At 31.6% G+C, this 26,844-nt stretch carries 26 protein-coding genes and 2 pseudogenes; 9 read left to right on the forward strand and 19 right to left on the reverse strand.

The features are described from left to right. Nucleotides 1-140 (reverse strand): annotated as a pseudogene (locus AW732_RS09060) (ammonia monooxygenase); the annotation flags it as partial. Nucleotides 141-411: 271 nt separating this feature from the next. On the opposite strand from AW732_RS09060, the gene AW732_RS02760 reads away from it, so the two are divergent. The 3 genes from AW732_RS02760 (at nucleotide 412) to AW732_RS02770 (ending at nucleotide 1,822) form a co-directional block, all read left to right on the forward strand. Beyond that, the gene (locus AW732_RS02760) at nucleotides 412-726 is read left to right on the forward strand and encodes a helix-turn-helix domain-containing protein (RefSeq protein WP_067958182.1); all 315 of its coding nucleotides are present in this window, start codon (nucleotides 412-414) and stop codon (nucleotides 724-726) included. Between the two features lie 99 nt (nucleotides 727-825). Further along, nucleotides 826-1,293 carry a hypothetical protein gene (locus tag AW732_RS02765; RefSeq protein ID WP_067958184.1) on the forward strand — a complete coding sequence of 156 codons (468 nt, stop codon included), beginning with the start codon at nucleotides 826-828 and terminating at the stop codon, nucleotides 1,291-1,293. A 124-nt stretch (nucleotides 1,294-1,417) separates the two neighbouring features. Beyond that, complete coding sequence (locus AW732_RS02770; RefSeq protein ID WP_067958186.1) at nucleotides 1,418-1,822, forward strand: nuclear transport factor 2 family protein; 405 nt, start codon at nucleotides 1,418-1,420, stop codon at nucleotides 1,820-1,822. Nucleotides 1,823-1,829: 7 nt separating this feature from the next. Here the strand turns inward: AW732_RS02770 and lsrF are convergent. The 3 genes and pseudogenes from lsrF to AW732_RS02785 form a co-directional block, all read right to left on the reverse strand. Next, nucleotides 1,830-2,780, reverse strand: a pseudogene (gene lsrF, locus AW732_RS02775) (3-hydroxy-5-phosphonooxypentane-2,4-dione thiolase); the annotation flags it as partial. Between the two features lie 28 nt (nucleotides 2,781-2,808). Further along, a complete protein-coding gene (locus AW732_RS02780; protein WP_067958191.1) occupies nucleotides 2,809-3,837 on the reverse strand; it encodes a zinc-dependent dehydrogenase in 1,029 nt (342 codons plus the stop codon). Between the two features lie 36 nt (nucleotides 3,838-3,873). Beyond that, nucleotides 3,874-4,167, reverse strand: coding sequence for a V-type ATP synthase subunit F (locus AW732_RS02785; protein ID WP_067958192.1), 294 nt, complete (start codon nucleotides 4,165-4,167; stop codon nucleotides 3,874-3,876). A gap of 87 nt (nucleotides 4,168-4,254) precedes the next feature. On the opposite strand from AW732_RS02785, the gene AW732_RS02790 reads away from it, so the two are divergent. Next, the gene (locus AW732_RS02790; protein WP_067958194.1) at nucleotides 4,255-4,557 is read left to right on the forward strand and encodes a hypothetical protein; all 303 of its coding nucleotides are present in this window, start codon (nucleotides 4,255-4,257) and stop codon (nucleotides 4,555-4,557) included. Between the two features lie 2 nt (nucleotides 4,558-4,559). On the opposite strand, the gene AW732_RS02795 is transcribed toward AW732_RS02790, so the two are convergent. From AW732_RS02795 to AW732_RS02825, 7 genes are all read right to left on the reverse strand, one after another. Continuing rightward, the gene (locus tag AW732_RS02795) at nucleotides 4,560-4,811 is read right to left on the reverse strand and encodes a hypothetical protein (RefSeq protein ID WP_067958197.1); all 252 of its coding nucleotides are present in this window, start codon (nucleotides 4,809-4,811) and stop codon (nucleotides 4,560-4,562) included. Nucleotides 4,812-4,859: 48 nt separating this feature from the next. Next, nucleotides 4,860-5,162, reverse strand: coding sequence for a hypothetical protein (locus AW732_RS02800; protein ID WP_067958244.1), 303 nt, complete (start codon nucleotides 5,160-5,162; stop codon nucleotides 4,860-4,862). Nucleotides 5,163-5,243: 81 nt separating this feature from the next. Continuing rightward, the gene (carB, locus tag AW732_RS02805) at nucleotides 5,244-8,486 is read right to left on the reverse strand and encodes a carbamoyl-phosphate synthase (glutamine-hydrolyzing) large subunit (RefSeq protein WP_067958200.1); all 3,243 of its coding nucleotides are present in this window, start codon (nucleotides 8,484-8,486) and stop codon (nucleotides 5,244-5,246) included. Beyond that, nucleotides 8,479-9,585, reverse strand: a complete 1,107-nt coding sequence (gene carA / locus AW732_RS02810) for a glutamine-hydrolyzing carbamoyl-phosphate synthase small subunit (protein ID WP_172790379.1) — start codon at nucleotides 9,583-9,585, stop codon at nucleotides 8,479-8,481. Before carA ends, carB begins: the two co-directional genes overlap by 8 nt. A gap of 135 nt (nucleotides 9,586-9,720) precedes the next feature. Continuing rightward, nucleotides 9,721-10,914, reverse strand: coding sequence for an AAA family ATPase (locus AW732_RS02815; RefSeq protein WP_067958205.1), 1,194 nt, complete (start codon nucleotides 10,912-10,914; stop codon nucleotides 9,721-9,723). Nucleotides 10,915-10,919: 5 nt separating this feature from the next. Continuing rightward, nucleotides 10,920-11,408 carry a hypothetical protein gene (locus AW732_RS02820; protein WP_082697402.1) on the reverse strand — a complete coding sequence of 163 codons (489 nt, stop codon included), beginning with the start codon at nucleotides 11,406-11,408 and terminating at the stop codon, nucleotides 10,920-10,922. Between the two features lie 2 nt (nucleotides 11,409-11,410). Then, nucleotides 11,411-11,974: a hypothetical protein gene (locus tag AW732_RS02825; RefSeq protein ID WP_082697403.1), complete on the reverse strand. Its 564-nt coding sequence runs from the start codon at nucleotides 11,972-11,974 to the stop codon at nucleotides 11,411-11,413. Nucleotides 11,975-12,131: 157 nt separating this feature from the next. Here AW732_RS02825 and AW732_RS02830 point away from each other — a divergent pair, with 157 nt between their 5' ends. Continuing rightward, nucleotides 12,132-13,292, forward strand: a complete 1,161-nt coding sequence (locus AW732_RS02830; protein WP_067958210.1) for a helix-turn-helix domain-containing protein — start codon at nucleotides 12,132-12,134, stop codon at nucleotides 13,290-13,292. 27 nt (nucleotides 13,293-13,319) lie between these two features. After that, a complete protein-coding gene (locus AW732_RS02835) occupies nucleotides 13,320-13,775 on the forward strand; it encodes a RidA family protein (RefSeq protein WP_067958213.1) in 456 nt (151 codons plus the stop codon). A 19-nt stretch (nucleotides 13,776-13,794) separates the two neighbouring features. Here AW732_RS02835 and AW732_RS02840 read toward each other — a convergent pair whose 3' ends face one another. Together AW732_RS02840 and AW732_RS02845 are read right to left on the reverse strand one after the other, a co-directional pair. Further along, on the reverse strand, nucleotides 13,795-14,976 hold the full coding sequence (locus tag AW732_RS02840; RefSeq protein ID WP_067958253.1) for a DHHA1 domain-containing protein: 1,182 nt from the start codon (nucleotides 14,974-14,976) through the stop codon (nucleotides 13,795-13,797). 44 nt (nucleotides 14,977-15,020) lie between these two features. Further along, nucleotides 15,021-15,188 carry a hypothetical protein gene (locus tag AW732_RS02845; RefSeq protein WP_348625412.1) on the reverse strand — a complete coding sequence of 56 codons (168 nt, stop codon included), beginning with the start codon at nucleotides 15,186-15,188 and terminating at the stop codon, nucleotides 15,021-15,023. 140 nt (nucleotides 15,189-15,328) lie between these two features. Here AW732_RS02845 and AW732_RS02850 point away from each other — a divergent pair, with 140 nt between their 5' ends. Beyond that, the gene (locus tag AW732_RS02850; protein ID WP_067958219.1) at nucleotides 15,329-16,492 is read left to right on the forward strand and encodes a citrate synthase; all 1,164 of its coding nucleotides are present in this window, start codon (nucleotides 15,329-15,331) and stop codon (nucleotides 16,490-16,492) included. 2 nt (nucleotides 16,493-16,494) lie between these two features. Here AW732_RS02850 and AW732_RS02855 read toward each other — a convergent pair whose 3' ends face one another. After that, on the reverse strand, nucleotides 16,495-16,701 hold the full coding sequence (locus AW732_RS02855) for a hypothetical protein (protein ID WP_067958222.1): 207 nt from the start codon (nucleotides 16,699-16,701) through the stop codon (nucleotides 16,495-16,497). An 88-nt stretch (nucleotides 16,702-16,789) separates the two neighbouring features. On the opposite strand from AW732_RS02855, the gene AW732_RS02860 reads away from it, so the two are divergent. Together AW732_RS02860 and AW732_RS02865 are read left to right on the forward strand one after the other, a co-directional pair. Next, complete coding sequence (locus AW732_RS02860) at nucleotides 16,790-17,161, forward strand: hypothetical protein (protein WP_253805544.1); 372 nt, start codon at nucleotides 16,790-16,792, stop codon at nucleotides 17,159-17,161. Nucleotides 17,162-17,453: 292 nt separating this feature from the next. Continuing rightward, entirely contained in the window at nucleotides 17,454-18,206 is a 753-nt protein-coding gene (locus AW732_RS02865; protein ID WP_067958225.1) for a plastocyanin/azurin family copper-binding protein, read from the forward strand. A 20-nt stretch (nucleotides 18,207-18,226) separates the two neighbouring features. On the opposite strand, the gene uvrC is transcribed toward AW732_RS02865, so the two are convergent. The 5 genes from uvrC to AW732_RS02890 form a co-directional block, all read right to left on the reverse strand. Continuing rightward, nucleotides 18,227-19,813 (reverse strand): excinuclease ABC subunit UvrC, encoded by a 1,587-nt coding sequence (uvrC, locus tag AW732_RS02870; RefSeq protein ID WP_067958228.1) that lies wholly within the window; start codon nucleotides 19,811-19,813, stop codon nucleotides 18,227-18,229. Next, a complete protein-coding gene (gene uvrA / locus AW732_RS02875; RefSeq protein ID WP_067958230.1) occupies nucleotides 19,810-22,629 on the reverse strand; it encodes an excinuclease ABC subunit UvrA in 2,820 nt (939 codons plus the stop codon). The genes uvrC and uvrA overlap by 4 nt, the downstream gene beginning before the upstream one ends. Further along, nucleotides 22,619-24,568, reverse strand: a complete 1,950-nt coding sequence (gene uvrB / locus AW732_RS02880) for an excinuclease ABC subunit UvrB (protein ID WP_067958233.1) — start codon at nucleotides 24,566-24,568, stop codon at nucleotides 22,619-22,621. Before uvrB ends, uvrA begins: the two co-directional genes overlap by 11 nt. Before the next feature lie 133 nt (nucleotides 24,569-24,701). Next, entirely contained in the window at nucleotides 24,702-25,088 is a 387-nt protein-coding gene (locus tag AW732_RS02885; RefSeq protein ID WP_067958238.1) for a hypothetical protein, read from the reverse strand. After that, nucleotides 25,085-26,629 carry a hypothetical protein gene (locus AW732_RS02890; RefSeq protein ID WP_067958241.1) on the reverse strand — a complete coding sequence of 515 codons (1,545 nt, stop codon included), beginning with the start codon at nucleotides 26,627-26,629 and terminating at the stop codon, nucleotides 25,085-25,087. The genes AW732_RS02885 and AW732_RS02890 overlap by 4 nt, the downstream gene beginning before the upstream one ends. Between the last annotated feature and the right edge of the window lie 215 nt (nucleotides 26,630-26,844).

Raw genomic sequence — 26,844 nt, forward strand, 5'->3', positions numbered from 1 at the left:
GTTTGATGGAGAGAACCATCAACGAAGTTGTCTACTTCGACTGATGCTGCAGTGGATCCCATAGCTATGACGATGAGCCAGATTTTCTTTAGTCTCTGGATCTCAACTTCTTTTGGAATTAGTGACGGCATTTGTGCCATGAGAACAATATGTCAATTAGCAGTTTAAATCAAAATACGTTTTCACTATTTTGAAATAAAAAATTTTTTTAGTGAAATTATGTTTTTATTGAATTAAATCAATTATTAAAAAAATATTTTGAAATTATTATAAGATTTTTTTTTTCTAAAAATAGATTTTTAAAGGATAATCGTTATTGTTTAACATTGAATTTTAAAATATTAGTGCATTGAAATTAAATTACTTCAATGCAAACATATCACTTTAATTAAAAATATCAAAAAAATATTATTGTTAACAATTGATCAAAACACAGAGCAAAAAGAAATAGTTTTAAAATTATTACTAGATGATAGAATTAGAATTTTAAATGAATTAATGCAAGATGAGCCTAAATCTGCAATTGAACTCCACAAAACATCTGGAATTGATTTGAATGTCATATATAGAATTATTCACAAATTAGATGACAATGATTTTCTGAACACAAGTTTCAACATTACTCCTGATGGAAAAAAGTCATATCTTTACAAAAGTAAATTAAAATCAATTAATGCCAAATACCATAAGGGAGTTTTTGATATTAATTTGAGCCTAAATTCCTAAAAACAAATTTGAAAATCACAAGAATACTGATGAATGGCACAGATTTCCATAATCATCAATAGACTTGTAATTATATTTTGTAAAAAACCATATTAACAGTTGATACGTTTTCACCAAAATAAAATCAAGTTAGAGAAAACCATTATTCCAAGTTCTCAAAATATAGAAATAAAATACACTGTATTACAATCAGATGTTTTGCAAGCGAGGTATACTCCAAAATCACATACTAAGATAGAGTCAAAAATCACAATGACTACTAGAAATACACAGATTGGTTCTATGTTTTTTGTAATTTTTGTGGTTTTAGTTACTTTTAGCATTCCAAATGCTAGTGCGTTAACTCCAGAACAGCAAGAAATCTATGATGCAGAGGCAAAATGTAAACAAGACATACGTTCAGAGGATTCTTTAACATTTGCTGAAAAAGCAGTAAATGTTAAATCTTGTGGAATCGAAGCAAGATTAGCTGCTCAAGCATTACAAGTAGAACTTGACAGAGGCTCTCAAATAAGAATAGATAACGTACATAAGGCAATCGAAAAACATCAAAACTACTACGGATGAATTGCGATTCATCTTTATTTTCTATTTTTGATACATTTACAGACTCAAAAACAGGTGAGAAATTAAAAATGATTTTTAGTCAGATAGACTTAAACAGATAATTTTTAGATTTTAATTAGATATTTTGACTGATAATGAAGAAATAATAAAAATAATTGAGACACTGTTTCAATCAGGAATTACAAAAGATCTCAGTAAATTAAGAGAAATTCATTTAGATGATCCAAAATTCTCAAGTTTCAGTGATTTACCACCTTATGACCTAAAAGACTATCAAACCACTATAGAATTAGAAGAATTAAGATTCATCAGTATTTCAGATTACAATTATGAAATAAAAAATCCAAAAATTAGTATTTTTGAAAATTTTGCAATTGTAGCTTTAGAATTAATTCAAAAGGGAATGTTAGTAGATAACAAATCATATACAGGCGAACACATGATAATTAACGGGCGAGCCACATTTGTATTAGTTAAGCAACCAACATGGAAAATTGCCCACATTCATCTTTCAAAAATCTTTAATTGATTTTAGACTATTTTTTCTTTTGATTAGGATTTGGTTTTTTTGATTTGTTTTTCTTTTGATTAGGATTTGGTTTTTTTGATTTGTTTTTCTTTTGATTAGGATTTGGTTTTTTTGATTTGTTTTTCTTTTGATTAGGATTTGGTTTTTTTGATTTGTCATTTGCTGCTAATTTTTTGTAAAGAGCATATGCTTGATCAACATTAGAATTTCCATGAATAATTGAGCGTGCTGCTTTGATCATTGCAACAGGATGTTCAGATTGCCAGATATTTCGACCCATATCAAGTCCAACTGCACCTGCTTTAATTGCATTGTAAGTTAATTGCAAGGCATCTCGTTCAGGAATTTTCTTTCCACCTGCAACAATAATTGGAACAGGGCAAGATTCAACGACTTTTTCAAAGTTTTCACAGTAGTATGTTTTGACAATATGTGCACCTTGTTCTGCAGCAACTCTACATGCCAATGAAAGATATCTTGCATCTTTTCCTAATTCTTTGCCAACAGCAGTTACTGCCAAAACAGGCAGTCCATATTTTTCTGCCTCATTAACTAATTTACCCAAATTTACAATTGTTTGATACTCATATTTTGAGCCAACAAAGATAGACATTGCAACACAACTTGCATTCAAACGTAGTGCATCTTCAATTGATACAGTGATGTCTTCTTGAGATAAGTCATCGCCAATAATACTAGAACCACCAGAAACTCTCAAAACCATCGGAGTTTCAGAAGTTGGGTCAACTGAAGTTCTTTGAACTCCTCTTGTAAGCATTAAAGAATCACAATGTTTTAGCAAAGGAGCAATCACTTTTTTTGGATTTTCAAGTTTTTCAGTCGGACCAAGAAAATATCCATGGTCAACAGCCAACATTAATGCACGGTTATTGTGAGGTTTGATAATTCTAGATAATCTATTTTGTAATCCCCATTCCATTTCTCTTCGATTTTGAAATAAAAAAAATACCTTTCTTAAGCCTTTCCTATTTTGTAATGATAATCTTCATTGCGTTATCACCAGTTTTTGCATGGTCAAATGCTTTTTGTGTATCAGATATAGAATAAGTATGAGTAATCAATTGTTTTACATCAATTTTAGATAATTCAATTAATTCAAGTGCTGTTTTAGTATCATCATCAGATGCAGCATAGCTTGTAACAAGTGTAATTTCTTTAGAGTAAACTTTGCTCATATCCAAATCAATCATAGCACCTTTAGAAGGAACACCAAACATCATTACAGTACCTCCTTTTCTAACCATATCAATTGCATCTTCAAGAGCTTTTAGACTACTTGTTGCAACAATTGCCACATCAACACCCAAATTGTTAGTTTGATCTAAAATTTTCTGTTGCCTATTTTCATCCATTGAAGAGATAGATTCAGTTATGTTGAATTTTTTTGCAAAGTCTAATCTAAAATCATTTACATCAAAACAAAATATTTTAGAAAACTTTTTTGATTTAGCAAGCATAACATGCATCATTCCAGTTGGACCAACTCCAAAGATTGCAGTGGAATCACCTTCGTTGTATGAACATTTTTTCCAAGCCCTAACACAACAAGCTAAAGGTTCAATCATTGCAGCCTCTTCAAAACTCATAGAGTCAGAAATTTTTAAAACCCCACCATGAGAAACATTCCAAGAAGGTACTACATATTCTTCAGATAAACCACAAGGAGACAAATTAGTTTCAGAATATTTTTTACACATTGTTTCATTTCCATGATTACAAAAATGACAATCATAACATGAAACGTGATGATGAGTAAACACTCTGTCTCCTTTTTTAAAATCTACAACATCAGATGCAATATCTATAATAACTCCTGCAGGTTCATGACCTAAACGCATTGATGGTTGACCATATTGACCAAATACTTTTTCCAAATCAGAACCACATATTCCACATGCATGCATTTGAACTAAAATATCACCAGAATTCAACACAAGTTTTTGAGTTTCATCTACAGAAATTTCTGAAGGTCCTTTAACAGTAGCAGTTTTCATAATATCGATTAAAAAATTGAGTATAAGTAGATTAAATCAAACACCGAGAATCTTTTTCAACATGACTCTATAATCAACTTCAGTTTTTTCACTTCCAGTTGCGGGCAATGCAAAAACAAGAGTAGATTTTTGTGCTCTAAGAAGGGTCAATTCATCGTTAATTGATGCAGTGATATCATCACTTACTAGAACTAATCCAACATCAGAATCGTCAGTTAATTTAGTAATTTCAGATAAGGCAGCATCAGGAGTTTCAGAAATTATTCCAGGAATTCCTGCCAATTGAAAACTTGTTACAAAGGATTTGCTACCTACAGTAAATATTTTCATAGTTGGAATCTTGTTTATTGTAATTTAACCCTTTTTGGAAGATAAAGATCAGGAAAGGTTGATTTAGTTTAAAAATTTAGTAATTTTATGACAGAAATTGATACACAAAAGGATTTTTTTCTTTTCTTGCATGGAAAAATGGATCTCAAACAAAAGGCAACTGATGTTTTAATTGCAAAAGGTTGTTCTAATGAAAAGATCACCATGGGAGCACCAAATAAAGTTGGTAACGTAGGAGACTATATGGTTCAATTATGGCCACCAGGTCCAGCACCAAATCAAATCAAAATTCAACAAATTACAAAAGTTGAAGAAGTAGAACCTGAAGGAATGATTGGATTGTGGAAAGGGGTTTCAAAAGAAGATGTCGAATCTATTCCATTAGAATAAGATTAACTAAATCCAGCACCAAAATCAGTGCCTTTTTCTAACATGTCACTGGAATCTGAACTTTTTAATTTTCTATAAACTAATGTTTCATAAACTAGTTTCATAGCTTCTTCATCACCAATATTTAGATCAGATTTAATTTGATCTCGATACTTTTCCAATTTTGTAACATCTTGTTCATCAGAAGAAAGATCATCGTGAACCATTAGATTTGCAATTTTTTCAATTTCTAAATTTATTTTATTGTCATCCACACAAATTAGTTAAATTTCTAGTTAATAACATATTCTAATAACAGATAATTACAAATCAGAAATCAAACCAGATAAAAAACTAGAAAATTCATCATCAAAAAAAACAATTGTTTCAAATTTATTTTGATTTTTTGCATATTGAATTGAATCTAAATGATAACAAGAAGTCTTACCATTGATTGAACCGAAATAGAAACTAGGACAAGAACAAAAATGACCATCAGGATCAACCCAGTGTTCTTCAGTTTTTCCCACTACTGTCCAAATTTTTCTTTGACTAGGCTCAAAAAGATGTAGTTTTACACGTTTTTCAGATACTAATTGTTCAATTCTATCAGGATCTTTAGTCAATAATTTATTCATATTTTACACTCGTATAACCTTGATCTTTTTAAAAAATTTGAAAAAAAACTTTCTTAAAATTTTAAAAAGTTACTCAAATTTATCATAAGGAGTAATTGGATCTATTGTTGGTTTGTTATCTTTAAGCCATTCCAAAGTTTTAACAAAAGAATCTGCCAATTCAAGAGTTGTCAAAACAGGAATTCCCAACTCCAATGATTTTCTTCTTATCTGATATTCATCATCAAGCATTCCCACATATTTTTCCAGAGATAATGTACTTGGAATATTTATGATAAAGTCAATCTTTTTCTCATAAAGTAAATCAGATATGTTTGGTTTTCTTTCGGGTTCTGAAATCTTGTGTACAATTTGAATATCTCCAAGTTTTTCTTCAAAAAATTCTGCAGTATGTTCTGTTGCTAAAATTTTGAATCCTAATTGTTTGAGTTTTGCAATACTTGGTAAAAGTTTTTCTTTATTTGCAGCACCACCAACAGTTACAAGTGCAGTTCCTTTGTCAGGAAGATTATATCCAACTGAAGTCAGACCTTTGGATAATGCATCGTAGAAACTATTACCAAAACAAGCAGCTTCTCCAGTAGATTGCATTTCAACACCTAATGCAATATCTGCACCATCTAATTGCATAAACGAAAATTGAGGTACCTTAATCCCATAATTATGGATCTTTTGCCATTTGTTCTCAGGTATTTTAGGCAAAGGTTTGTCCAAAATAGCCTTAGATGCAAGTGAAATCAGGTTTGTTTTGACCAGTTTTGATACAAATGGCATAGACCTAGAAGCTCTGATGTTGAGTTCAATGACATAGACATGATCATCATGAATTAGAAATTGCAAGTTAAATGGTCCTTTCACATTAAATGTCAATGCAATTTTTTTAGTATAATCATTGATTGTTTCAATAATTTTGTTGTTTAATCTCCAGGGAGGAATACACATCATTGCATCACCAGAATGTACACCTGCTGAATCAATGTGTTCAACTATTGCGCCAATAACTACCTCTTTTCCATTACTAATTCCATCAACATCAACTTCAAGTGAATTTAACATAAATTTTGATATTACAACAGGATGATCAGGAGAAACATCGGTTGCTTCTTTGACATATGTTTTAAGTTCATCTTGAGACCATACAACTTTCATTGCAGCTCCAGATAAAACGTAAGAAGGTCTAACAATTACAGGAAATTCAACTTCTTGAGCAAAACTTTTTGCCTCATTAAGATTTGAAAATGCTTGCCATTTTGGTTGTTGTATGTGTAACTTGTCAAGTTCAGCACTGAATTTAGAACGGTCTTCAGCTCTATCAACATCTATTGCACTTGTTCCCATTATGTTTATTCCACGTTGCGCAAGACCAGGGGTCAAGTTATTTGCAGTTTGACCACCAACACAAGTAATCACACCTTTTGGATTTTCAAATTCGGTAATGTCAAGTAATCGTTCTTGAGTTAGTTCTTCAAAATACAATCTTGTACAAATATCATAATCAGTTGAAACAGTTTCAGGATTACAATTTACTACTGAAACATTCTTCTCCCCATTTTCTTGCAATCCCCATACCATGTTGACTGTACCCCAATCAAATTCTACACTGCTTCCAATTCTATATGGACCAGCCCCAACAACGATTATTCCTTTCTCATCCACAGGAACTGAAATGTCATTAGCATTGCCACCATAAGTTAGATACAGGTAGTTTGTAACAGCAGGCCATTCAGCAGCCAAAGTATCAATCTGTTTTACTGATGGGATTACTCCTAATTTCTTGCGTATTTGACGGATTTCATCAGGTTCTTTCTCTTTAGATTTGGCAATTTGTTTGTCAGAAAATCCCATTTTCTTTGCTTCCCACATCATAGATTCGTTAAGTTCAGATTCTCGGAGTTTAGCCTCAACATCTACAATATTTTGTATTTTTTCAATAAACCAAGGATCAATTGCAGATAGTTTGTAAATTCTATTAACTGAAATTCCCATTTTTAGTGCAATTGCAACATTATACAATATTTGATCATCATGGTGTGAAAGTTTGTATTCAATTTCCTCTTCAGTATATTTTTGTCCGTTTGAACGATTCAATACAAGTCCATCATTTCCAATGTCAAGCATTCTGATTGCTTTTTGTAAAGATTCTTCAAATGTTCTACCAACTGCCATGACTTCACCAACAGATTTCATTGTAACTCCGAGTTTACGGTTTACAAGTTCAAATTTTGAAAAGTCCCATCGAGGATGTTTACATACAACGTAATCAAGAGATGGTTCAAAACAGGCAGTTGTGCTTTTTGTAATTCTATTTACAAGTTCAGACAAACTATAACCTAAACCAATTTTTGCAGACATGTATGCAAGCGGATAACCAGTTGCTTTACTTGCAAGAGCTGATGAACGTGAAAGACGTGGATTAATTTCAATTGCAACATATCTATCAGAATCAGAATCCAATGCATACTGTATGTTACATTCACCAACTATTCCAACATGTTTTGTTGCACGTAATGCTGCTGAACGCAACATATGGTATTCATGATTATCAATTGTTTGTGAAGGTGCCACCACAATATTATCACCAGTATGAACTTTCATGGAAAGGACATTTTCCATATTACATACGATTACATTATTTCCATCATAGTCTTGCATGACTTCATATTCAATTTGTTTCCAATGTCCAATGTATTCTTCAATCAATACTTGGCCAACAAGACTGGCCTTTATACCACGTTCAACAATTTCATGTAATTCAATTTCATTATGTGCAATTCCACCCCCACGTCCACCAAGAGTGTAAGCCACACGAATTATCACAGGATAAGATAGTTCTTCTGCAACCTTTTTTGCATCATCAAAGTTTGTAACAGTCTTACTTTTGAGAACAGGGACTCCTGCTTCCTTCATTTGATCCTTGAAAAGCTGTCTATCTTCAGTATTTTTGATTCCCTGAACTTGAGTTCCAAGAACACGAATATCATATTTTTTGAGAATTCCAGAATCTTCAAGATTGACACCACAGTTGAGTGCAGTTTGACCACCATAAGCCAACATGATTCCATCAGGTCTTTCTTTTTCTATAATAGATTCAACATATTTCGGGGTGACAGGTAACAGATACACCTGATCTGCAAATCTAGTATCAGTTTGAATTGTTGCAATGTTTGGATTGATTAATACACTTTTGAGTCCATCTTCATGAATTGCTTTTAGACACTGACTTCCAGAATAATCAAACTCTCCAGCTTCACCAATTTTTATGGCACCACTACCAAGTACAAGAATTTTTTTTAATGATTCATTTTTAGGCATTTGTTTCAGACTCCATCAAACTTTTTAGTTTTTCAAAAATAAATTTACAATCATTTGGACCAGGTGCAGCTTCAGGATGAAATTGTACAGCAATACAATTTTGTTTTTTGTGTTTTATTCCTTCGACAGTTTTATCATCAGCATTCTTAAACCATAAATCAAAATCAGATTTTTCAAGGGATTCAGGAGTTATTCCATATCCATGATTTTGACTTGTAACATACACTTGATTATTTTCAAGATTTATGCAAGGTTTGTTTTGGCCTCGATGACCATATTTTAATTTGTAAGTGTCAGTATTTCCAGCAATTCCAATTATTTGTGCACCTAAACAAATTCCTAATGTAGGAACATTATCTTCAATTAATTTTTTAACTACAGAAATTGTGTCAGGACATTTTTGCGGGTCACCAGGACCACTACTAAGTACAACACCTTTCGGATTATAAGACATAATTTTTTCATAGGAAGTATTCCATGGAACTAAAATTGCCCTGTACCCTATTTCACGAACATTACGGATAATTGCATTTTTTGCTCCAGTATCAATTATCACAACAGTTTGTTCTTCAGTACCATAGATTTTTTCTTGTTTAGTAGATACTTCATTCATAAATTGTTCAGAATCATAATGAGTTGCAGATGCAAGTTGTTTTTTCACTTCTTCGACATCGATTTCTGAATCAGATACAACTAATGCTGCCATCATTACTCCACTATTGCGAAGTTTCATAGTTAATGCACGTGTATCAATTCCTGAAATTCCAGGAATTTTTTCATTGTACATCCACTCATCTAAAGTCATTGAAAGATTCCAATGACTTGCAGTTAAAGATAATTCATGAATTACCAATCCTCGAATCTGAATTTTATCAGATTCAAAATATTTTGAAATTCCATCTTCATCAATTAGTGCAGGATCGGGAATTCCGTAATTTCCAACTAGAGGATATGTCAAAGTAAGTAATTGGCCATTATACGAAGGATCTGTTAGAGCTTCAGTGTAACCAACCATACCAGTGTTGAATACAATTTCACCAAAATTTGTTGTAGAATAACCAAATCCTTCGCCATCAATAACGGTTCCATCATCAAAAATTAGCTTTCCAAACTTTTTTGCGTGACTTGATTTCTTTGTAGTTATTGTGACCCTCGTTGTGTCCGAACTAATGTGAATTTAAGTTTTTTGTGGGAAATAAAATGTAAAAATGATCGCAAAATAAGATTCAAACAATTAAAGTGCTTGAAATTCTTCACTCCATTTATGATATGCACGTATCATTTCAACAGAAACACTAGGTTTTCTTCGTGCCATAATGGACTTGAAATCATCTGTATTTAGATCTCTTGGTTGGACAGGTTCTTCTCCTTCAACAGGTTCATGATAATCAGGGGAATCAAAAATCTCATGAACTGTTTTAATTTGTGCTGCTTGACATACGTCTTTGATATCACTTGCACTATATCCATCAAACAATTTAGCCAATTCAGAAGGTTTAACATCGAAACTTTTACTTAATTTTGCAGTGTATTGATCAAAGAGATTTTCTCTAGCTGCTTGTGTTGGAAGATTAACATAGATTCTTTTTTGGAATCTTCTTAAAAATGGTGCATCAAGACTCCAAGGTTTGTTAGTTGCGCCAATAACATAAAGCATCAATTGTTTACCTTTTCCATTTACTCCATCCATTTCAGTTAAAAATTGATTTTTAGTTCTAACCTCACCACCAACTTCACTATTTCGTGCACCAAGTAAGGAATCTACTTCATCCACAAATAGGATAACTGGTTTACCTTCTTTTTCAGCATATTGTCTTGCCATGGAAAATAATTTTGAAACATTTTTTTCTGCTTCGCCTAACCATTTACTCATTAATGATGATGCATCTACATTTATGAAATATCCATCCATTTCATTTGCAGTTGCAGCTGCCAACATTGTTTTTCCAGTTCCAGGTGGACCATACAACAACATTCCTTTTGGCCAACCAAGAGGAAACAAATCAGGTCTTTTTGTAGGATAAACTATTGATTCACGTAGTGCACTTTTAGCATCATCTAATCCTATTACTTGGTCCCAAGTAACATCAGGTTTTTCTTTCATTACAAGATCTTCAAAATCATTTTCATTTTCTTGTCTTTTTACAGATGCTTTTTGGTCAGACTCAGAGGCTTTTGGATCAACTGCTGGCTCTACACCATGAGATTGTTGTAATGCACTGATTCTATCATGATAAGACTTGCATCTTTGTTTGTAAATTTCATTTAATTTGCTATTAGGATATAATTGAAGTAATTTTACGAGTGAATCAATTGCATGTTGATAATGAGTAATTGCCATTCCACGGGCGCCTTGAGAATCAAATTTGATTGCTTCTGAGGCATATTTACTTGCAGTATTTTCTAATTCTTGTGGTGCTAGACTCATTTCATTTACCTTGTGTTATGTCCTAAAGATTTTTGTTGGTATTCTACTGTGTTAATCTCTGTCACAAAATTGGTTAAATTAATTGAACTTGTTTGAGCGTGATCATAATCAGGTCCATCAGAGTATTTTTTTTTAAAATTGGATTTATCATCAATATGAGCGTGTAAATCCTTTACTTTACTAATAGAATCTTCAGCAGATAAAATTAATTCAGAAATCTCATCATCCAAATCACCCATAGAATCAGCAGTTTCGGTAATTACAGATGTGAAATTCTTCAAAATTGAGCACATATCCTTTTTATCAGCATATTTTGTGAGCATAAAATCTGCAATTCCAGCAATTTTATCTAAATCCTGTAATTCTTCAAGAGTTAATTTATCAATTTTTTCACCTTCAGAGGGCTTTACTTCAGATAATTTTTTGTCAATGATGGTAGAAAGTGAACGAATTTTTTCAATATCTTTTAAAAAACCAGGTTTAGAATTAATCATAATCAAACATTGAATAATTTAAAAAAATCAACAAGAGGATATTGCTTATTTAATTTAGAGTCAGCCATCAATTTTACTTCATCAAGCATCAATGATGAAATATGATTGGATTTACTAAAATCAAAACGAGCTTTCGTCAATGTAGCAGAATCTAAAACAATACTGCCAAGATGAACAGATAATTCAGATAATTTTTGACTGCATGCAGGATAGATAACAAACAGTTTAGCACTAATTGTGCGTATCATAGGAATTGAAGAAGGAAGGATTTCAGGAATACTGTTTATTCCAGATATAGAACCAATTTGATTTTGAATTTTAAGTAAGATTTCTAAAGAATACACTACTAAATGTTCTAGTTCAATACTCTGAATATGAGATTTTTCATTTTCATCAAAATCAGTAACAAGATATTCATTAAGATTTTTTAATTCAATTCTTTTTTCCTGAAGAATTTCAATTAAACCACGGAGTAAGTTTACAGAATAATCCAATCTAGGAACAAGTGTAACAGAGTTTGATGCATTTTCTGATTCTATGGAATCTAGACTGTAATTTACTAACATACTATATTGAAGTAAGATTTTGTATTTGAGGACGATGTCACAATAATTTTCGTAACCGTAGTTACACCTACCTGTAGATACATTTTTGATTTTTTTTGAGTAATTGTGTAAAGGAATTTAGCTCTCGATTTTACCTAATAACAAGTCTAGTAAAAACATGGTAAAAGAGCAAGTATTAACAGTCAGTTTAGAGGAATTTGGGCTCAGCAAATACGAAGCCCAGGCATACGTTGCATTAATTTCGAAAGGAACCATATCTGCAAGTGAATTATCATATTATTCAGAAATTCCTAGAACTAAGGTTTATCCAACATTACTAAAATTAGAAAATAAAAAACTCGTTATAATTTCAAAAAGCAAACCAATAATGTGTACAGCAATTTCTCCAGAAGATGCATTTGATGGATTAATTCATGAGCAAATTAACAAAGTTAATGCAATGAATACATTGGTTTCTAATTTGAAAAAAGCCAGTGAAGAAAGTAGAAAATCAAGAGGTTCAGAAGAAAAAAGATATTTCCATATTAGTGCAAACAAAGTATTAACTCAACTTCAAACAATGATTGAAGGTTCAAAATCATCAATTAAAATAATGACTGATCAAGGAGGATTAGGATTATTATCAGAATGTAAAGAACAATTGGTAGGAGTTATTCGAAGAAACTTAGATGTAAAATTAATCATTCCAACATCACAAATTTGTTCAGAATCATACAGAGCAATACCAGATGGAGTGGAAATCAAAACATCAGATGTTGTTCAGAATTGTTTTATTTTTGATGAAACAGAATTACTAATGATAAATAATGATAATGGGAAAGGAGCAATATTTTCATCAACAGAAATTTTAGGAGTTAATCAAGAAAAAGTATTTTCAAACATTTGGAAAAATTCGATTAAAACCAAAGTAGTTGCAGATATGACAAAAACAGAAGCTCATGAGATTTTTAAAATTATCAAAATAATTAATGAATCAGGTTTGATGTATATTCTAAATTCCACAATATTATCAAAAAAACCAGAATTAGACATGATAAAACTATTAGAGAAAAATGGAATCACTCTTAAAACAAAGTCACTAGATGATGTAATTGAAATGATAGATGCCATCATACAAATTACTTGTTCAGGACACGTGAATTTTGAAGCAAATACCAAAAACATCACAATAGATTCAAAATTAAATAGCGGACACTCATTACCGTGGGTTTCCATTTTAGACGGATATCTACAAAAACAGGGGTACAAAACAAGAACAGTTTTTCAAAATAATTCCAATAAAGGGGAAAAAGTTCACATCAAAATAAGTAAAAACTAAAATCAGGCTCAAATAGGATTTCAAATATTGATTGAAGAAAAAATTAAATCATTAGATATTACTTTACCAAATCCACCAACACCAGCAGGATCATATATTCCAGCAGTAAAAACAGGTAATTTGTTATTCATTTCAGGTCAAATACCAATGGAAGATGGAAAAGTACTATTTACAGGAAAAGTTTCAGATGACAATTTAGAAACAGCTCAAAAATCAGCTCGAATGTGTGCAATCAACTTATTGGCTCAAATGAAAAGAGAATTAGGGAATTTGGATAGAGTAACAAGAATTGTAAGGTTATCAGGATTTGTCAATTCAGACCCAGAGTTTTATCAACACCCTAAAGTGATAAATGCAGCATCAGATTTATTTTTTGAAATTTTTGGAGACAAAGGAAAACATTCTAGAATTGCAATGGGCGTTGCATGTCTACCATTAAATTCAATGACTGAAATTGATGCAGTAATTGAATTTTCAGATTAAAAAAAATTATTTTAAATTATTATTTTACTTTTTTATTTAATTCGGTTATGAATTTTTTAATTTTTGGTTTTGGAACTACAGCACCACATGCCTTATCATGTCCTCCACCAGATCCTCCAAGACTAGTTGCCAAGAGATTGACAATTTTTCCTAAATGAACTTTACAATTCTTAGAGCCCCTTACTGAAACAGCGTAAATTCCATGATCAACTCTTTCTTTGTATGCAACGCCAACATCTTTTCCAGATAATCCCATTACAAAATTCACAGCACCACTAGCACCAGAATCTAAAATTTCCATATGTCCAAGATTAGTCATTGTTTTCATGCCTTTTTTGACTTTAGCAATCATTTGAGATAATTTCTCTACTTGAATCTGTGCAAACTCATATGTATTTGGAATATCATGAGGGAATTTTGAATCAGCCAATTCTTCAACTAAATATTGTAAATAATCAGGCTCTCTTTGATGTCCAACAATATTGTAGGTCATTACAGTAGCACTAATCAATGCAAATTGTCTATCATAGATTTGAAGTAATTTAGAACCCAAAGGTCTGTCTTCCATGTAATCAGTAATTGCAGCACAAGTTGCAACAAAAGAAGCATGATCATTTAATTTTGATTTGTATGCATTGTAAACTTGAACTGTAGTACATTCGTTAATATCATGAATCACTTTAACTTTGAGTTTTTCTAAAGCAGTAACAACAGTTGGATCAATATCATGATGATCAATGTAAGTAATTGAAACTTTATTTTTTCTCAATTTTGCCATAAGATCAATAAATTCATCTTGAGTTTTTTTACTCAAACCCAAATCACAAATAAATAATGACTTTAATTTTTCATCCAATACAACTTGGTTTAATGCTTCCATTTGACCAGGATAATCTACAAGTATTGCATCACCACCAAAAGCTTGACGAATTAATGCTGCAGAACTAATTCCATCACAATCTTCTTTATGAGAAATACAAATTACTTTTGTTTTTTTAGATTTAGTTACTGTTTTAGCTGTTGTTTTTTTAGTAATTGTTTTTTTAGATGTTACTTTTTTTGTTGCTTTTTTGGCGGCAGTTTTTTTAGATGTTACTTTTTTTGTTGCTTTTTTGGCGGCAGTTTTTTTAGATGTTACTTTTTTTGTTGCTTTTTTGGCGGCAGTTTTTTTAGATGTTACTTTTTTTGTTGCTGCCAATATATTGTAAAATTCCACATACCCTCATTTAAATGAAGAAAAACAGATTAAGATTTTCTAAAAGATTTTTCAATACTTGGAGGGATTAGAGAATCAGAATTTACGTAAATATGGTAAAAAGATTCACCATCTAATTGAGTCTGATAGTCAATTTCCTGGATTTTTTCTAATTCCTGATCAGAGGCATTCAAAATTAATGCGTCTAAACGTTGCAAATTTTTCCTCTCTTCGATATTCATTAATTTTTGATCGGAAATTTTGATTTATAAACAAAAGTTGTCATATTAGACAAATTACTAAATTTACTATCACAATTTTAGAGAAAATATAATAGATGAATTCAGATAGGCACCATATGGAAACAAAAAATATTGGACTTCGAGGCATAGAAGTAGCAGACACCAAAATATCCAATATTGATGGTGGAAAAGGGAAGTTAATCTACAGAGGATTTGACATCTTAGATCTTACAAAAAATTCAACTTTTGAAGAAACAGCATATCTTCTACTATATGACAAATTACCGACAAAACAAGAGTTAAATGAATTTAATACAAAATTGAATGAAGCCAGATACATTCCAAAACAAATGCAAAAAAATATGAAAAATTGGAGGGGCGATGCAGATCCTATGGACATGCTACAGGCATTTGTTTCAGCACTTGCAGGATATTATGATGAAGAATTCTCAAATAAAGATGCAAGTTATGAAAAAGCAATTAATCTAATTGCAAAAGTTCCAACCATTATTGCAAGTTGGCAAAGAATTAGAAATGGATTAGAAATTGTTGATCCAGATGCATCACTAAGTCATGCTGCAAATTTCCTTTACATGATGTCAGGAGAGAAACCAGATTCAGAAGTTGAAAGGATTTTTGATGTTTGTTTAATCCTTCATGCAGATCATACATTTAATGCATCAACATTTACGGCAAGACAAGTTGCATCAACACGTGCACATATGTATTCAGCATCAAGTGCAGCTATTGGGGCCCTAAGTGGAGAATTACATGGAGGGGCAAATACAGAAGTAATGAAAATGCTATTAGAAATTTCTGATATTGATAAAGTAGAACCATGGATTAAAGAAAAATTATCTCAAGGAGAAAAAATTATGGGAATGGGTCATGCAGTGTACAAAACATATGATCCACGAGCTCAAGTGTTAAAAGAACTTTCAAGAAAACTTGCAGCTAAAAGTCAAGAGAAATGGTTTGACATGACTGAAAAAATTGAAACAGCAACAATTTCAGAAATGAAATCTCAAAAAGGAAAAGACATCTATCCAAATGTAGATTTGTACAGTGCATCAATTTACTATATGTTAAAAATTCCAGTTGATCTTAATACCCCAATTTTTGCAATTTCCAGAGTTGCCGGATGGGCTGCACATATCATTGAAGAAAAGTTTGCAGAAGCAGCACCAAAAACAGCATTGTACAGACCCAAAGCAGTGTATGTAGGAAAATACTGTGGTCCTCAAGGATGCGAATACAAAACACTAGATTTGAGAAAATAATTTTAATTTCTTGTATTAAGCCATTCTTTTGCTTTTGAATTTACATCATGTGTGTACAAAACTTCAAAAACCATATCATAAAATGTAATACCTTTTTTTTGAGCCTGTTCATCGAGCCATTTTATCCCATCAGATAATTCTGGATCAAATTCAGAAAACTCTACTAACTCATCAACCATTTTTGAGAAGAATACCTGAGATTCGATCATATATTCAACTTTCTAACTATGATCATAAAGGAACTATTCTAAATATATAGACAAAAAACCATTTTTTGATTGACAATTGGATCATATTTTGTATTTTGATGGAGATTTGAAGAAAATATCATGGGTAATTCATACTGAAAGTGAAAAATTTGCTCAATATAGGAGTCATGTTGAAAAATATAAAGACAAAATTACCAAAATCCAATCAAAATATGTTGCATTACATATTGCATTATTTTGGGGAATTGGCACATTTAAGATAAAAAATGAAGATCATGTAAAAATCAAATTAGATGAAGAAATTATGTTTAATCAATTAAATTTAAAAACAAAAATTAATGATGAATTTATTGAAGATAAAATTAAATTTATTCAGAGTTTCATCAAACAGAGAAAATTAAGAATAAGTTTTGAAAAAATTGATTCTCAAAACAATTTATCAAATAAATTTTTAAAATAAAAGAGATTAAGACCGAAAACGGGAAGTTACTCGGTGACACCTCTGAGTCGTAATTACAATTAACATTAAGAAAATAAACAATAAAACAAATTATTGTTAAACAACATTAACAACACTCCAACATTAATTAGAGCGATCATATAGAATTTTCAACAGATTTTAAAAATTTATGTAAAAATTTCAACAATTTTTAAAAATTAAAAATGATGGAAGAAATTTATCATCATTTCTCAGTATTAGTTAGAAAACAAAGATTAGATTTATTTACCATACACCTAGACATGGATCAATTATGGCAAGCATAGACAAAGCAGCAATTGTATTTTCAATCGCAATCGCATTAGTCGGTGTCGGAATTGCAGCAGTAGGTAGTTCAGTAGATAACTCACCAGCAGCACCAGCACCACAAATGAGTTCTGCAACAAATACAGATGCAGCTGAAAAAGCTGAAGCTGAAGCAGAAAGAGCAGCAGCAGCTGAAAAAGCAGCCGCAGCAAAAGCAGCCGCAGAAGCAGCAGCTGAAAGAGCCGCAGCAGCTGATGCAGCAGAAGCTGAAAAAGCTGAAGCTGAAGCAGCAGCAAAAGCAGCCGCAGCAGCAAAAGCAGCAGCTGAAAAAGCAGAAGCAAAAGCAATGGCAGAAGCTGAAGCAAAAGCAGCCGCAGAAGCTGAAGCAAAAGCAATGGCAGAAGCTGAAGCAAAAGCAATGGCAGAAGCTGAAGCAAAAGCAGCCGCAGAAGCAGGTCCAGAAACACATATCGTTGAAACTGCAATGGGAAGTGGTGCACCAGGATGTGAAACATCTAATGCATGTTACTTACCACAAGACATCACCATTAATGCTGGAGATACAGTAACATGGGATAATGTAGACAATGCAGCACATACTGTAACAGGTGGCAGTCCAGCAAATGGCCCATCTGGGGAATTTGACAGTAGTCTACTTATGGCAAAAGGTGTTTTCTCACATACATTTGATGATGCAGGTTACTACGATTACTTCTGTATGGTTCATCCTTGGATGATTGGTAGTGTTACTGTAAACTAACCAAAAATTTTTCCTTTTTTCTATTTTATTTTATTTTTCCTTATAGTTCGATTGTATGCAACACCAAATCTATGAGTTTCATCTCTAGCATGTTGTAAAATTTGTAATGATTTTTTATTTTTTGGAATAACAACAGGGTTTCGGGTTTTTGGAAGAAAAACTTCTTCATTTTCTTTTGCTAAAGAAACACAAGGTAATTTTAATCCAAGAGATTCTAATGACTTTAAGGCAGCATTCAACTGACCCTTTCCACCATCAATTAAAATCAAATCAGGTAAATCGGAACCATCTTCTAGTAATCTATAATATCTTCTTTTAATGACTTCACCAATCATTGCAAAGTCATCTCTACCTTGAATGGTTTTAATTTTGAATTTACGATATCCAGATTTGTTTGGAATGCCATCAATGAAACTAGACATAGACCCAACAGCAAATTCAGCACCATGATTAGAAATATCAAAACATTCAATGTTATTGGGTAATGTAGGCAGATTCAAGAGATCTTGTAATTCTACTAACGCAGGATTGGCACCTTTAGAGTGAATTAATTTAATATTTTTTAAAATCAAATTCATAATATCGTTTTTTTTGCCTCTCGTAGGAGTCATAATTTTTACACTAAATCCAGATTGTTCAGATAGTAAAGATTCGAGTAATTTATGATTTTCAGGGATTTCACTTACGATAATGAATTTAGGAATTTTATGTGTTGAATAGTACTGGTAAAGAAAGTTTGAAAAGGAATTATCACCAACTAAATCAAAAAAGAATTTGTCACTATCTCTTATGACTCCATTAATCATTCTAAAATTCATTATTGTGGCAGTTTGTTCTTGAATTCCAATACCAAAGTACTCATCATCAGAATTTTCAACATATTCCATCTTTTGTTTCGTTTGAAGACTGCCAAGCCTGATCAATGTATCACGAATATCTTTTGCACGTTCAAATTGTTGTGATTTTGCAGCCTGATACATTTCATCTTCTAATTTTTTTGTAAAGATTTTTGTATCATTTTTACCTTTCAACACATCTTCCAATTTTTTAACATGATCAGGGTATTTTTCTTGAGCATCCTTAAATTCACATGGACCTTCACAATTACCTAAATGGTATTCTAAACAAACTTTTTTTGGCAAAGTTTTACAAATTCTAATTTGAAATGCCTTTCTCAAAGTTCCAATAGTAAGTAATTTTGAACTACCTTGAGTAAAAGGGCCATAAAATTTTCCTTTGCCCAAAAATTTTCCATCCCTGGTTCTTCTAGCTACCAATAACCTAGGATATTTTTCATCAGAAACTCGCAAGTATGTATATCTTTGTTGATCTTTTAATTCAATATTAAATCGTGGACGATATTTTTTAATCATATTTGATTCTAAAAGAAAAGCTTCACTTTCATTATCGGTTAAAACAAATTCAATATCAGAAATATTTTCAACTAATTTTTGAGTTTTATAATTTTGATTTTTATTAAAATAAGAACGAACACGATTTTTAAGATTTTTTGCTTTTCCAATGTAAATAATTTTGCCATCAGAATCTTTCATTAAATAAATGCCAGGATTAGTTGGAATTGTAATTTTAGAAATATCAAAGGTCATTTTTTCATTAATTTTTTCAAATATTTTCCAGTATAACTGCCAGGAGATTTTGAAACATCAAGAGGGGTACCAGCAGTCACAATTCTACCACCCTCATCTCCACCTTCAGGACCTAAGTCAATTAACCAATCTGAATTTTTTATAATATCCATATTATGTTCAATCACCACTACAGTATTACCTAAATTCACTAATCTATTTAGAACATCTAATAATTTTTGAACATCTGCAAAATGTAAACCAGTTGTAGGCTCATCTAAAATGTAAAGAGTCTTACCAGTACCACGTTTTGATAATTCTGAAGCAAGTTTGACTCTTTGAGCCTCACCACCAGATAGAGTAGTAGATGATTGTCCAAGTTTGATGTAACCCAAACCAACATCATTAACAGTTTGTAATTTTCTTTGAATAGATGGAATATTTTCAAAAAAATTCAATGCCTCATAAACTGTCATTTGTAAAACATCAGAAACATTTTTTCCCTTATACAATACAGATAATGTTTCAGAGTTGTATCGTTTTCCTTTACATTCATCACATTTTACATATACATCAGATAGAAATTGCATTTCAATTTGTTTTACACCGTCACCTTCACATGCAAAGCATCTTCCATCAGCAACATTGAAAGAAAATTGTCCTGGTGCATATCCACGTTCTTTTGATAATGCAGTATTAGAATACAATTCTCGAATAGGAGTAAAAGCACCTATGTATGTTGCAGGGTTTGAGCGAGGGGTTCTACCTATAGGAGATTGATCAATAGCAATCACCTTATCAATATTGTCTATACCAGAAATTTCTTTATGAGCACCAGAACTGATATGTGTTTTAGAAAAATGATTTTCTAAACTTTTAAGTAAAATATCATTTATCAATGTAGATTTTCCAGACCCAGATACTCCAGTTACAGATACAAAGAGTCCCAAAGGAATTTCAACATCAAGGTTTTTCAAATTATTTTCAGATGCATCTTTAATAATCAAGGAACCTTCAGGTTTACGAATTTTATTTTCTAAAAGAATTAAAGAATCATCTTTAAGATAAGTTCCAGTTACAGATGTATTTGACTGTAAAATTTTTTTGATTGTCCCTTCAAAAACAATATTTCCCCCATGTACCCCAGCACCAGGGCCCAAATCAATAATCCAATCTGAATTTCGTATAACTTCCTCATCATGCTCCACAACAATGATTGTATTACCAAGATTTCGTAGCTTATTTAGCGTTTTAATTAGTCTAGCATTATCACGTTGATGTAACCCAATTGTAGGTTCATCAAGTACATACAAAACACCAGTAAGATTAGAACCAATTTGAGTAGCCAATCTAATTCGTTGAGATTCTCCACCAGACAATGTAGAACTAAGACGATTTAGTGTCAGATAATTTAATCCAACATTGATTAAAAATTCTAAACGTTCTTTAATTTCTTTAAGAATATCTCTTCCAATATGTTGTTCAGTTTCTGTTAATTTCAAATTAGAAAAGAAATCAAAACAGTTAGTGATAGATAAATCACATACATCCATTATTCCTAAATCATTAATCGTAACTGCAAGAGATTCAGGTTTTAGTTTTTTACCATTACATGTAGTACAATGAGTATCACGCATAAACTGTTTAAGCCATTCACGTTTTGATTCAGAATCAGTTTCTAGAAAAACTCGTTGAAGATTTACAAGTACACCTTCAAATGCATTAGTATACTTCCATGAAGAATCTCCAGATTTAGAATTATATTGAAAATCAATTAAATCAGATGTTCCATTTAAAATAATTTTAAGATGTTTTGGCTTTATTTTTTCAATTGGAGTCATAAGATCAAATCCAAATTTTTCACCAACTGTTCGTAATGCTTGTCTCCTAAATGCAGAAAATCTTCCACTCCAAGGAACAATCGCACCATCTAAAATTGATTTTGATTTATCAGGAATTACCAAATCAGCATCAAATTCCATTTTAACTCCCAAACCATTACATGTTTTACACAATCCAAAAGGAGAATTAAATGAAAAATTCCTAGGTTCAAGCTCACCAATTGTTAGCCCACAATGTGGACAAGCATTATTTTGAGAAAAGATTTTTTCAGATTTTTCTGAAGATATCATCACATCACCCTTTGAGGCTTTGATTGCAGTTTGAATAGCCTCAAAAAGTCTTGACCGTTCGGATTTACTTGTAGAAATTCTATCTACGACAATTTCGATATTGTGCCATTTTTGCCTATCTAATGGAGGTATACCCTCATCTAGGCTCAAAATTTCACCATTTAGGCGTATTCTAGAGTATCCATCCTTTTTGATTTGTTCAAAGAGTTTCTCATAGGTACCTTTTTTTCGTTGAATGAGAGGAGATAAAATCAGTATTTTTTGTCCCAAAAAATCTTTGAGTACAGAATCACAAATTCTTTCAACTGATTGTGTAGAAATTTTTCTTTTACAATTTGTGCAATGAGGTATTCCAATTCTAGCAAAAAGTAAACGCATGTAATCATAAATTTCAGTAGTAGTTCCCACAGTGGAGCGGGGATTTTTACTGGTAGTTTTTTGTTGAATTGCAATTGCAGGAGAAAGACCTTCAATAGAATCAACGTCAGGTTTATCCATCATTTCTAAAAATTGACGAGCATAGGAAGAAAGTGATTCAACGTATCTTCGTTGGCCTTCAGCATAGATGGTATCAAATGCTAACGTAGATTTTCCAGACCCAGACAAACCACTAATTATAACTAATTTATTTTTTGGAATATCAACATCAATATTTTTTAAATTATGGTGTCGAGCTCCTCGAATTTTTAATTTATTATCTATCATTTCTAAATTCTATCTCCTTTTGCAATCTTTTTATTCTATCTCTGCATGCAATTGCTTGCTCAAAGTCTAACTCTTCAGAATATTTTTTCATTTGTGCATCTAAATCAATTACATCATTTCTCAAATCATGAATTGATTTTAATTTTGATTCATCTAAAACAATTTCTTGGTCTGGAACAGATTTCATAATAGTTTTTGGAATAATTCCATGATTTTTGTTGTACAAAATTTGTTTTTTCCTACGACGAGTAGTTTCATCAATAGTGTTTTTCATAGATTTGGTATTTGTATCAGCATACATTATTACAGTACCAGTGGAATTTCTAGCAGCTCTACCACAAGTCTGGATTAAACTAGTAAAATTTCTCAAAAAACCTTCCTTGTCAGCATCTAAAATTGCAACTAGCGAAACCTCAGGGATATCCAGTCCTTCCCTTAATAGATTAATTCCAACTAACACATCAAATTCACCTAGACGTAATTGCCTAATAATTTCAGTTCTTTGTAATCCATCAATTTCTGAGTGCATATATCGGACTTTCACATCCTTTTTGGAAAGATATTCAGCTAGATCTTCGGCCATTCTTTTAGTCAATGTAGTGACTAAAACACGCTCAGAATTCTTTGCTCTCTTATGAATTTCATCAATTAAATCATCCATTTGGTTTTTTGTTGGTCTGATTTCAATTTGAGGGTCAAGCAATCCAGTAGGTCTAACCAGTTGTTCAACAATTTTTGCAGACAGTTTTTTTTCATATTCAGAGGGAGTAGCTGAAACAAAAATAGTATTTTGAATATATTCTTCAAATTCTTCAAATTTTAATGGTCTGTTATCATATGCGCTAGGTAATCGAAATCCATATGTGACAAGTTTATCTTTTCGGGAATAATCCCCCTTGTACATTCCATGTAATTGAGGCAATGTCACATGAGACTCATCAATTACTAGCAGGTAATCATCACCAAAAAAATCCATCAAACAATATGCCTTATCACCTTCATTTCGTCCATCAAAATGTCTAGAATAATTTTCAATGCCAGAGCAATAACCTAGTTCTTCAATCATTTCCAAATCATAATTTGTTCTCATCTCCAATCTCTGTTTTTCTAATTCATTTAGTGTTGGCAAATGATATTTTAGTTCATCTCGAATAGATTTGACAGCTCTTTTTGTTACATCTCTTGCAATCAGGTAATGTTTTGCAGGAAAAATTGTCATTTGATTTATTTTCTTTTTTTCTTTTAGTGATACATGATCAAGTAAAGTTATTTTTTCAATCTCATCACCAAACATGGAAATTCTAATAATATCTTCAGAGTATGCAGGAGTAATATCAATAGTATCGCCCTTTACTCTAAAGTTACCAGGGGCAACTTCAAGATCATTTCTTTCGTATCTAGCATCAACTAATTTTCGAATTAAATCAGTTCTTTTAATTTCATCTCCAGTACCAACTAGAATTGCAGAGTCTTTCCACTCTTGAGGATTGCCAAGTGAGTAAATGCATGATACAGTAGATACAATAATTGTTGGCTCTCCTGAAAGTAACATCGCAGTAGCCTCTAATCTCATTTTTTCAATTTTTTCATTAATTTGAGTGTCCTTTTCAATGTAAGTGTCAGTTTGTGGCAGATAACTTTCAGGTTGATAATAGTCATAGTATGAAACAAAATATCCGACGTTATTGTTTGGGAAAAATTGTTTTAGTTCTGCGTATAATTGGGCAGCAAGTGTTTTGTTGTGTGAGATTACTAGAGTATTTTTTCCAGTCCTAGCAATCACATTTGCAACTGAAAACGTCTTTCCACTGCCTGTAACTCCAAGCAGGGTCTGGACAGACTTTTTTTGGACTCCCTTAACTAACTCGTCTATTGCCTGAGGTTGGTCCCCAGTAGGAGAATAGTCAGATATCAAGTCAAACTTTGAGATTTGTTGCAACAGATTCAATTGATAAAAAACTGAAATTTAAATGATGAATCTTAGTATGAGGCATGGTGCCTAAATGGATACTTTGCATCCATGTAGATTTTAATTCAAATTAGACAATATGAAACAAATAAGATAAAAATTGCTAACTTTTTTTTGAATATTGGATAATTGTATCAATGCATTGTTTCATATCTTTGTTGTACAACAGTTCTAAAATATCTCCTTTTTGAGAGGGATTTAATTTTGGCACTTTAGAAATACAAAAACTCACTTTGTCCATTTGTTGTAGAATTATTTCTTGTTTACTTGTTAACTTTAAACTAGTGTGTGGATTTTTTTGTGTTAGTATAATGTGTGTCAGATCTGTTAGAACGGATATACTTTTTTCTTTTTTATATGATAATTCCAATGAGTTCAGATGCGAATTTAGAGAATCAATAATTAGACTATCCTGAGTTGCATACAAATGGTGTATGCCTTTACTGGTGCACTCTATTGCATTTGCAAATAATATCTCCAAGGGATTCATGCAGATGCAGTGCCTGAAAGTAATAGTTTGATACCATCATTTATTTTTTCCAAGGATTTTGCAAATGGAGTATGAGAGATATTCTCAGAGATACACCAGTTAATCAAGGCAGATGTAACTGCTGAATATACTGCTAAAACTTGACTTCTTGGATGATTGTATTTTCCACAGATCATTTCATACAAAGGCAAGAGAAAATTAACATCATTTAGAATTTTGGTGTGTTGAATTATTTTCTCATCTTGTGACAACATCTCGTGGACACGTTTTTCTAATTGTGATGCTAGTTTATTCATGTGTTTTGATTGCTGTTCAAATAATTCTTTTAAATCTTTAAAATAATTTTGAGACACTCTTTGAGATAGTGTGCGAGAATTATTTAGTGAATAACTAACTGCATCAGAAAAAATTTGTTTTATCTCATCGTTTAATTTTAACATCTCATCTTGTGTTGATTTTAGTTTTTTTACTTGTGCATTTAATTGAGATTTTTGGCCTTGCAGTGATGCGGCATCATTTTTTAATGAATTTTCTTTGTCTTTGAGTGACTGTATTGTAATTGATAGTTGATTTACAGAATCTAAAGATTCTGCAAGTTGAGATACATCAATGGATGTCTCAGAAATTATCTTATCCCAGGATTTAATGTCTGAAGATGACACTCCTGACTTTGCCAGAGAGGCTATACTTGCAATCTCTTTTTTCTTTTTATCATGATCTTTGCAGATATCATCATACTTTGAATTTAGGCTATCCATCTGAGATTGTTTTGCAGTAATTGAATCATCCATTGACTTTATTTGTGCTGACAAATCTTTTTGGGTTAATTCAAGTTGTGTGATTCTATTTGATGCAGAGTCTTCTTTTTGCAAATTTGAGGCAATTTTAGACAAGTCATACTTTTGTGTATCTGCAGATTTTAGCATATTTCCAACCTTTTGAAGATCATCTACATCAATGTTTGATTTTTTCAAATAGCCTCTAGTCTCTGTAAAGTCATCTAACTGCTTTATTGTGGTATTTTTTGATTCTATGGAATCTTGTAATGTTTTATCTTGTAGTGTGATGTCTTTTTCTAATTTTGTAGATTTTGCCTCTAGGGACTCACATTTGGTTTTTAGTTGGATTATTTTTTCAGGGACATCACATAATGAGATGTCTAATTTTTCTTGAATATCCATTAACTGTTTTGAAGAATCTATAAACTCTGAAATACTAATTTTTTTCTCATTGACATATGCAACCATTTTTGCAATATCTGGCAAATTATCAACATCAAGACCATTTTTCTTTAAAATTCCACAAGTACGGTGAACAGTACTAGCATCTTTTACACTCAAACCATTTTTTTTCCAACTTCTGCTTAGAGATATGATGGAATCATGATCATCAGATTCAAGGGAGTGAGTATAATTTGTAATAACTTCAGAGACACTTCCAGTGGCTCTTCCTATAATATTGTGAATTTCATCATTAGTATGTCCAGAATAATGCAAATCCAGAATCTGTGTTTTTTGAGTTTTATCTAATGGTAATACCATAGATAGTATAGTTTGTTAGTATCTATAAACTTTCAAGTATTTTACGGTACCGTACTTTATGATTAATCTTATTTTTCAAAATTCATCAAATGTGTCAAAACCGTCAAATGTTTCATCAAAACCGTCAAATGCGTCAAGTGTATCATCAAATGACATTTCTTTATAGATAATGTGAAATCGTGCGTAAATCCAATAAGAAATAGAAACTTTACACT

This window comes from Nitrosopumilus sp. Nsub (assembly GCF_001541925.1).
Lineage (GTDB): Archaea > Thermoproteota > Nitrososphaeria > Nitrososphaerales > Nitrosopumilaceae > Nitrosopumilus.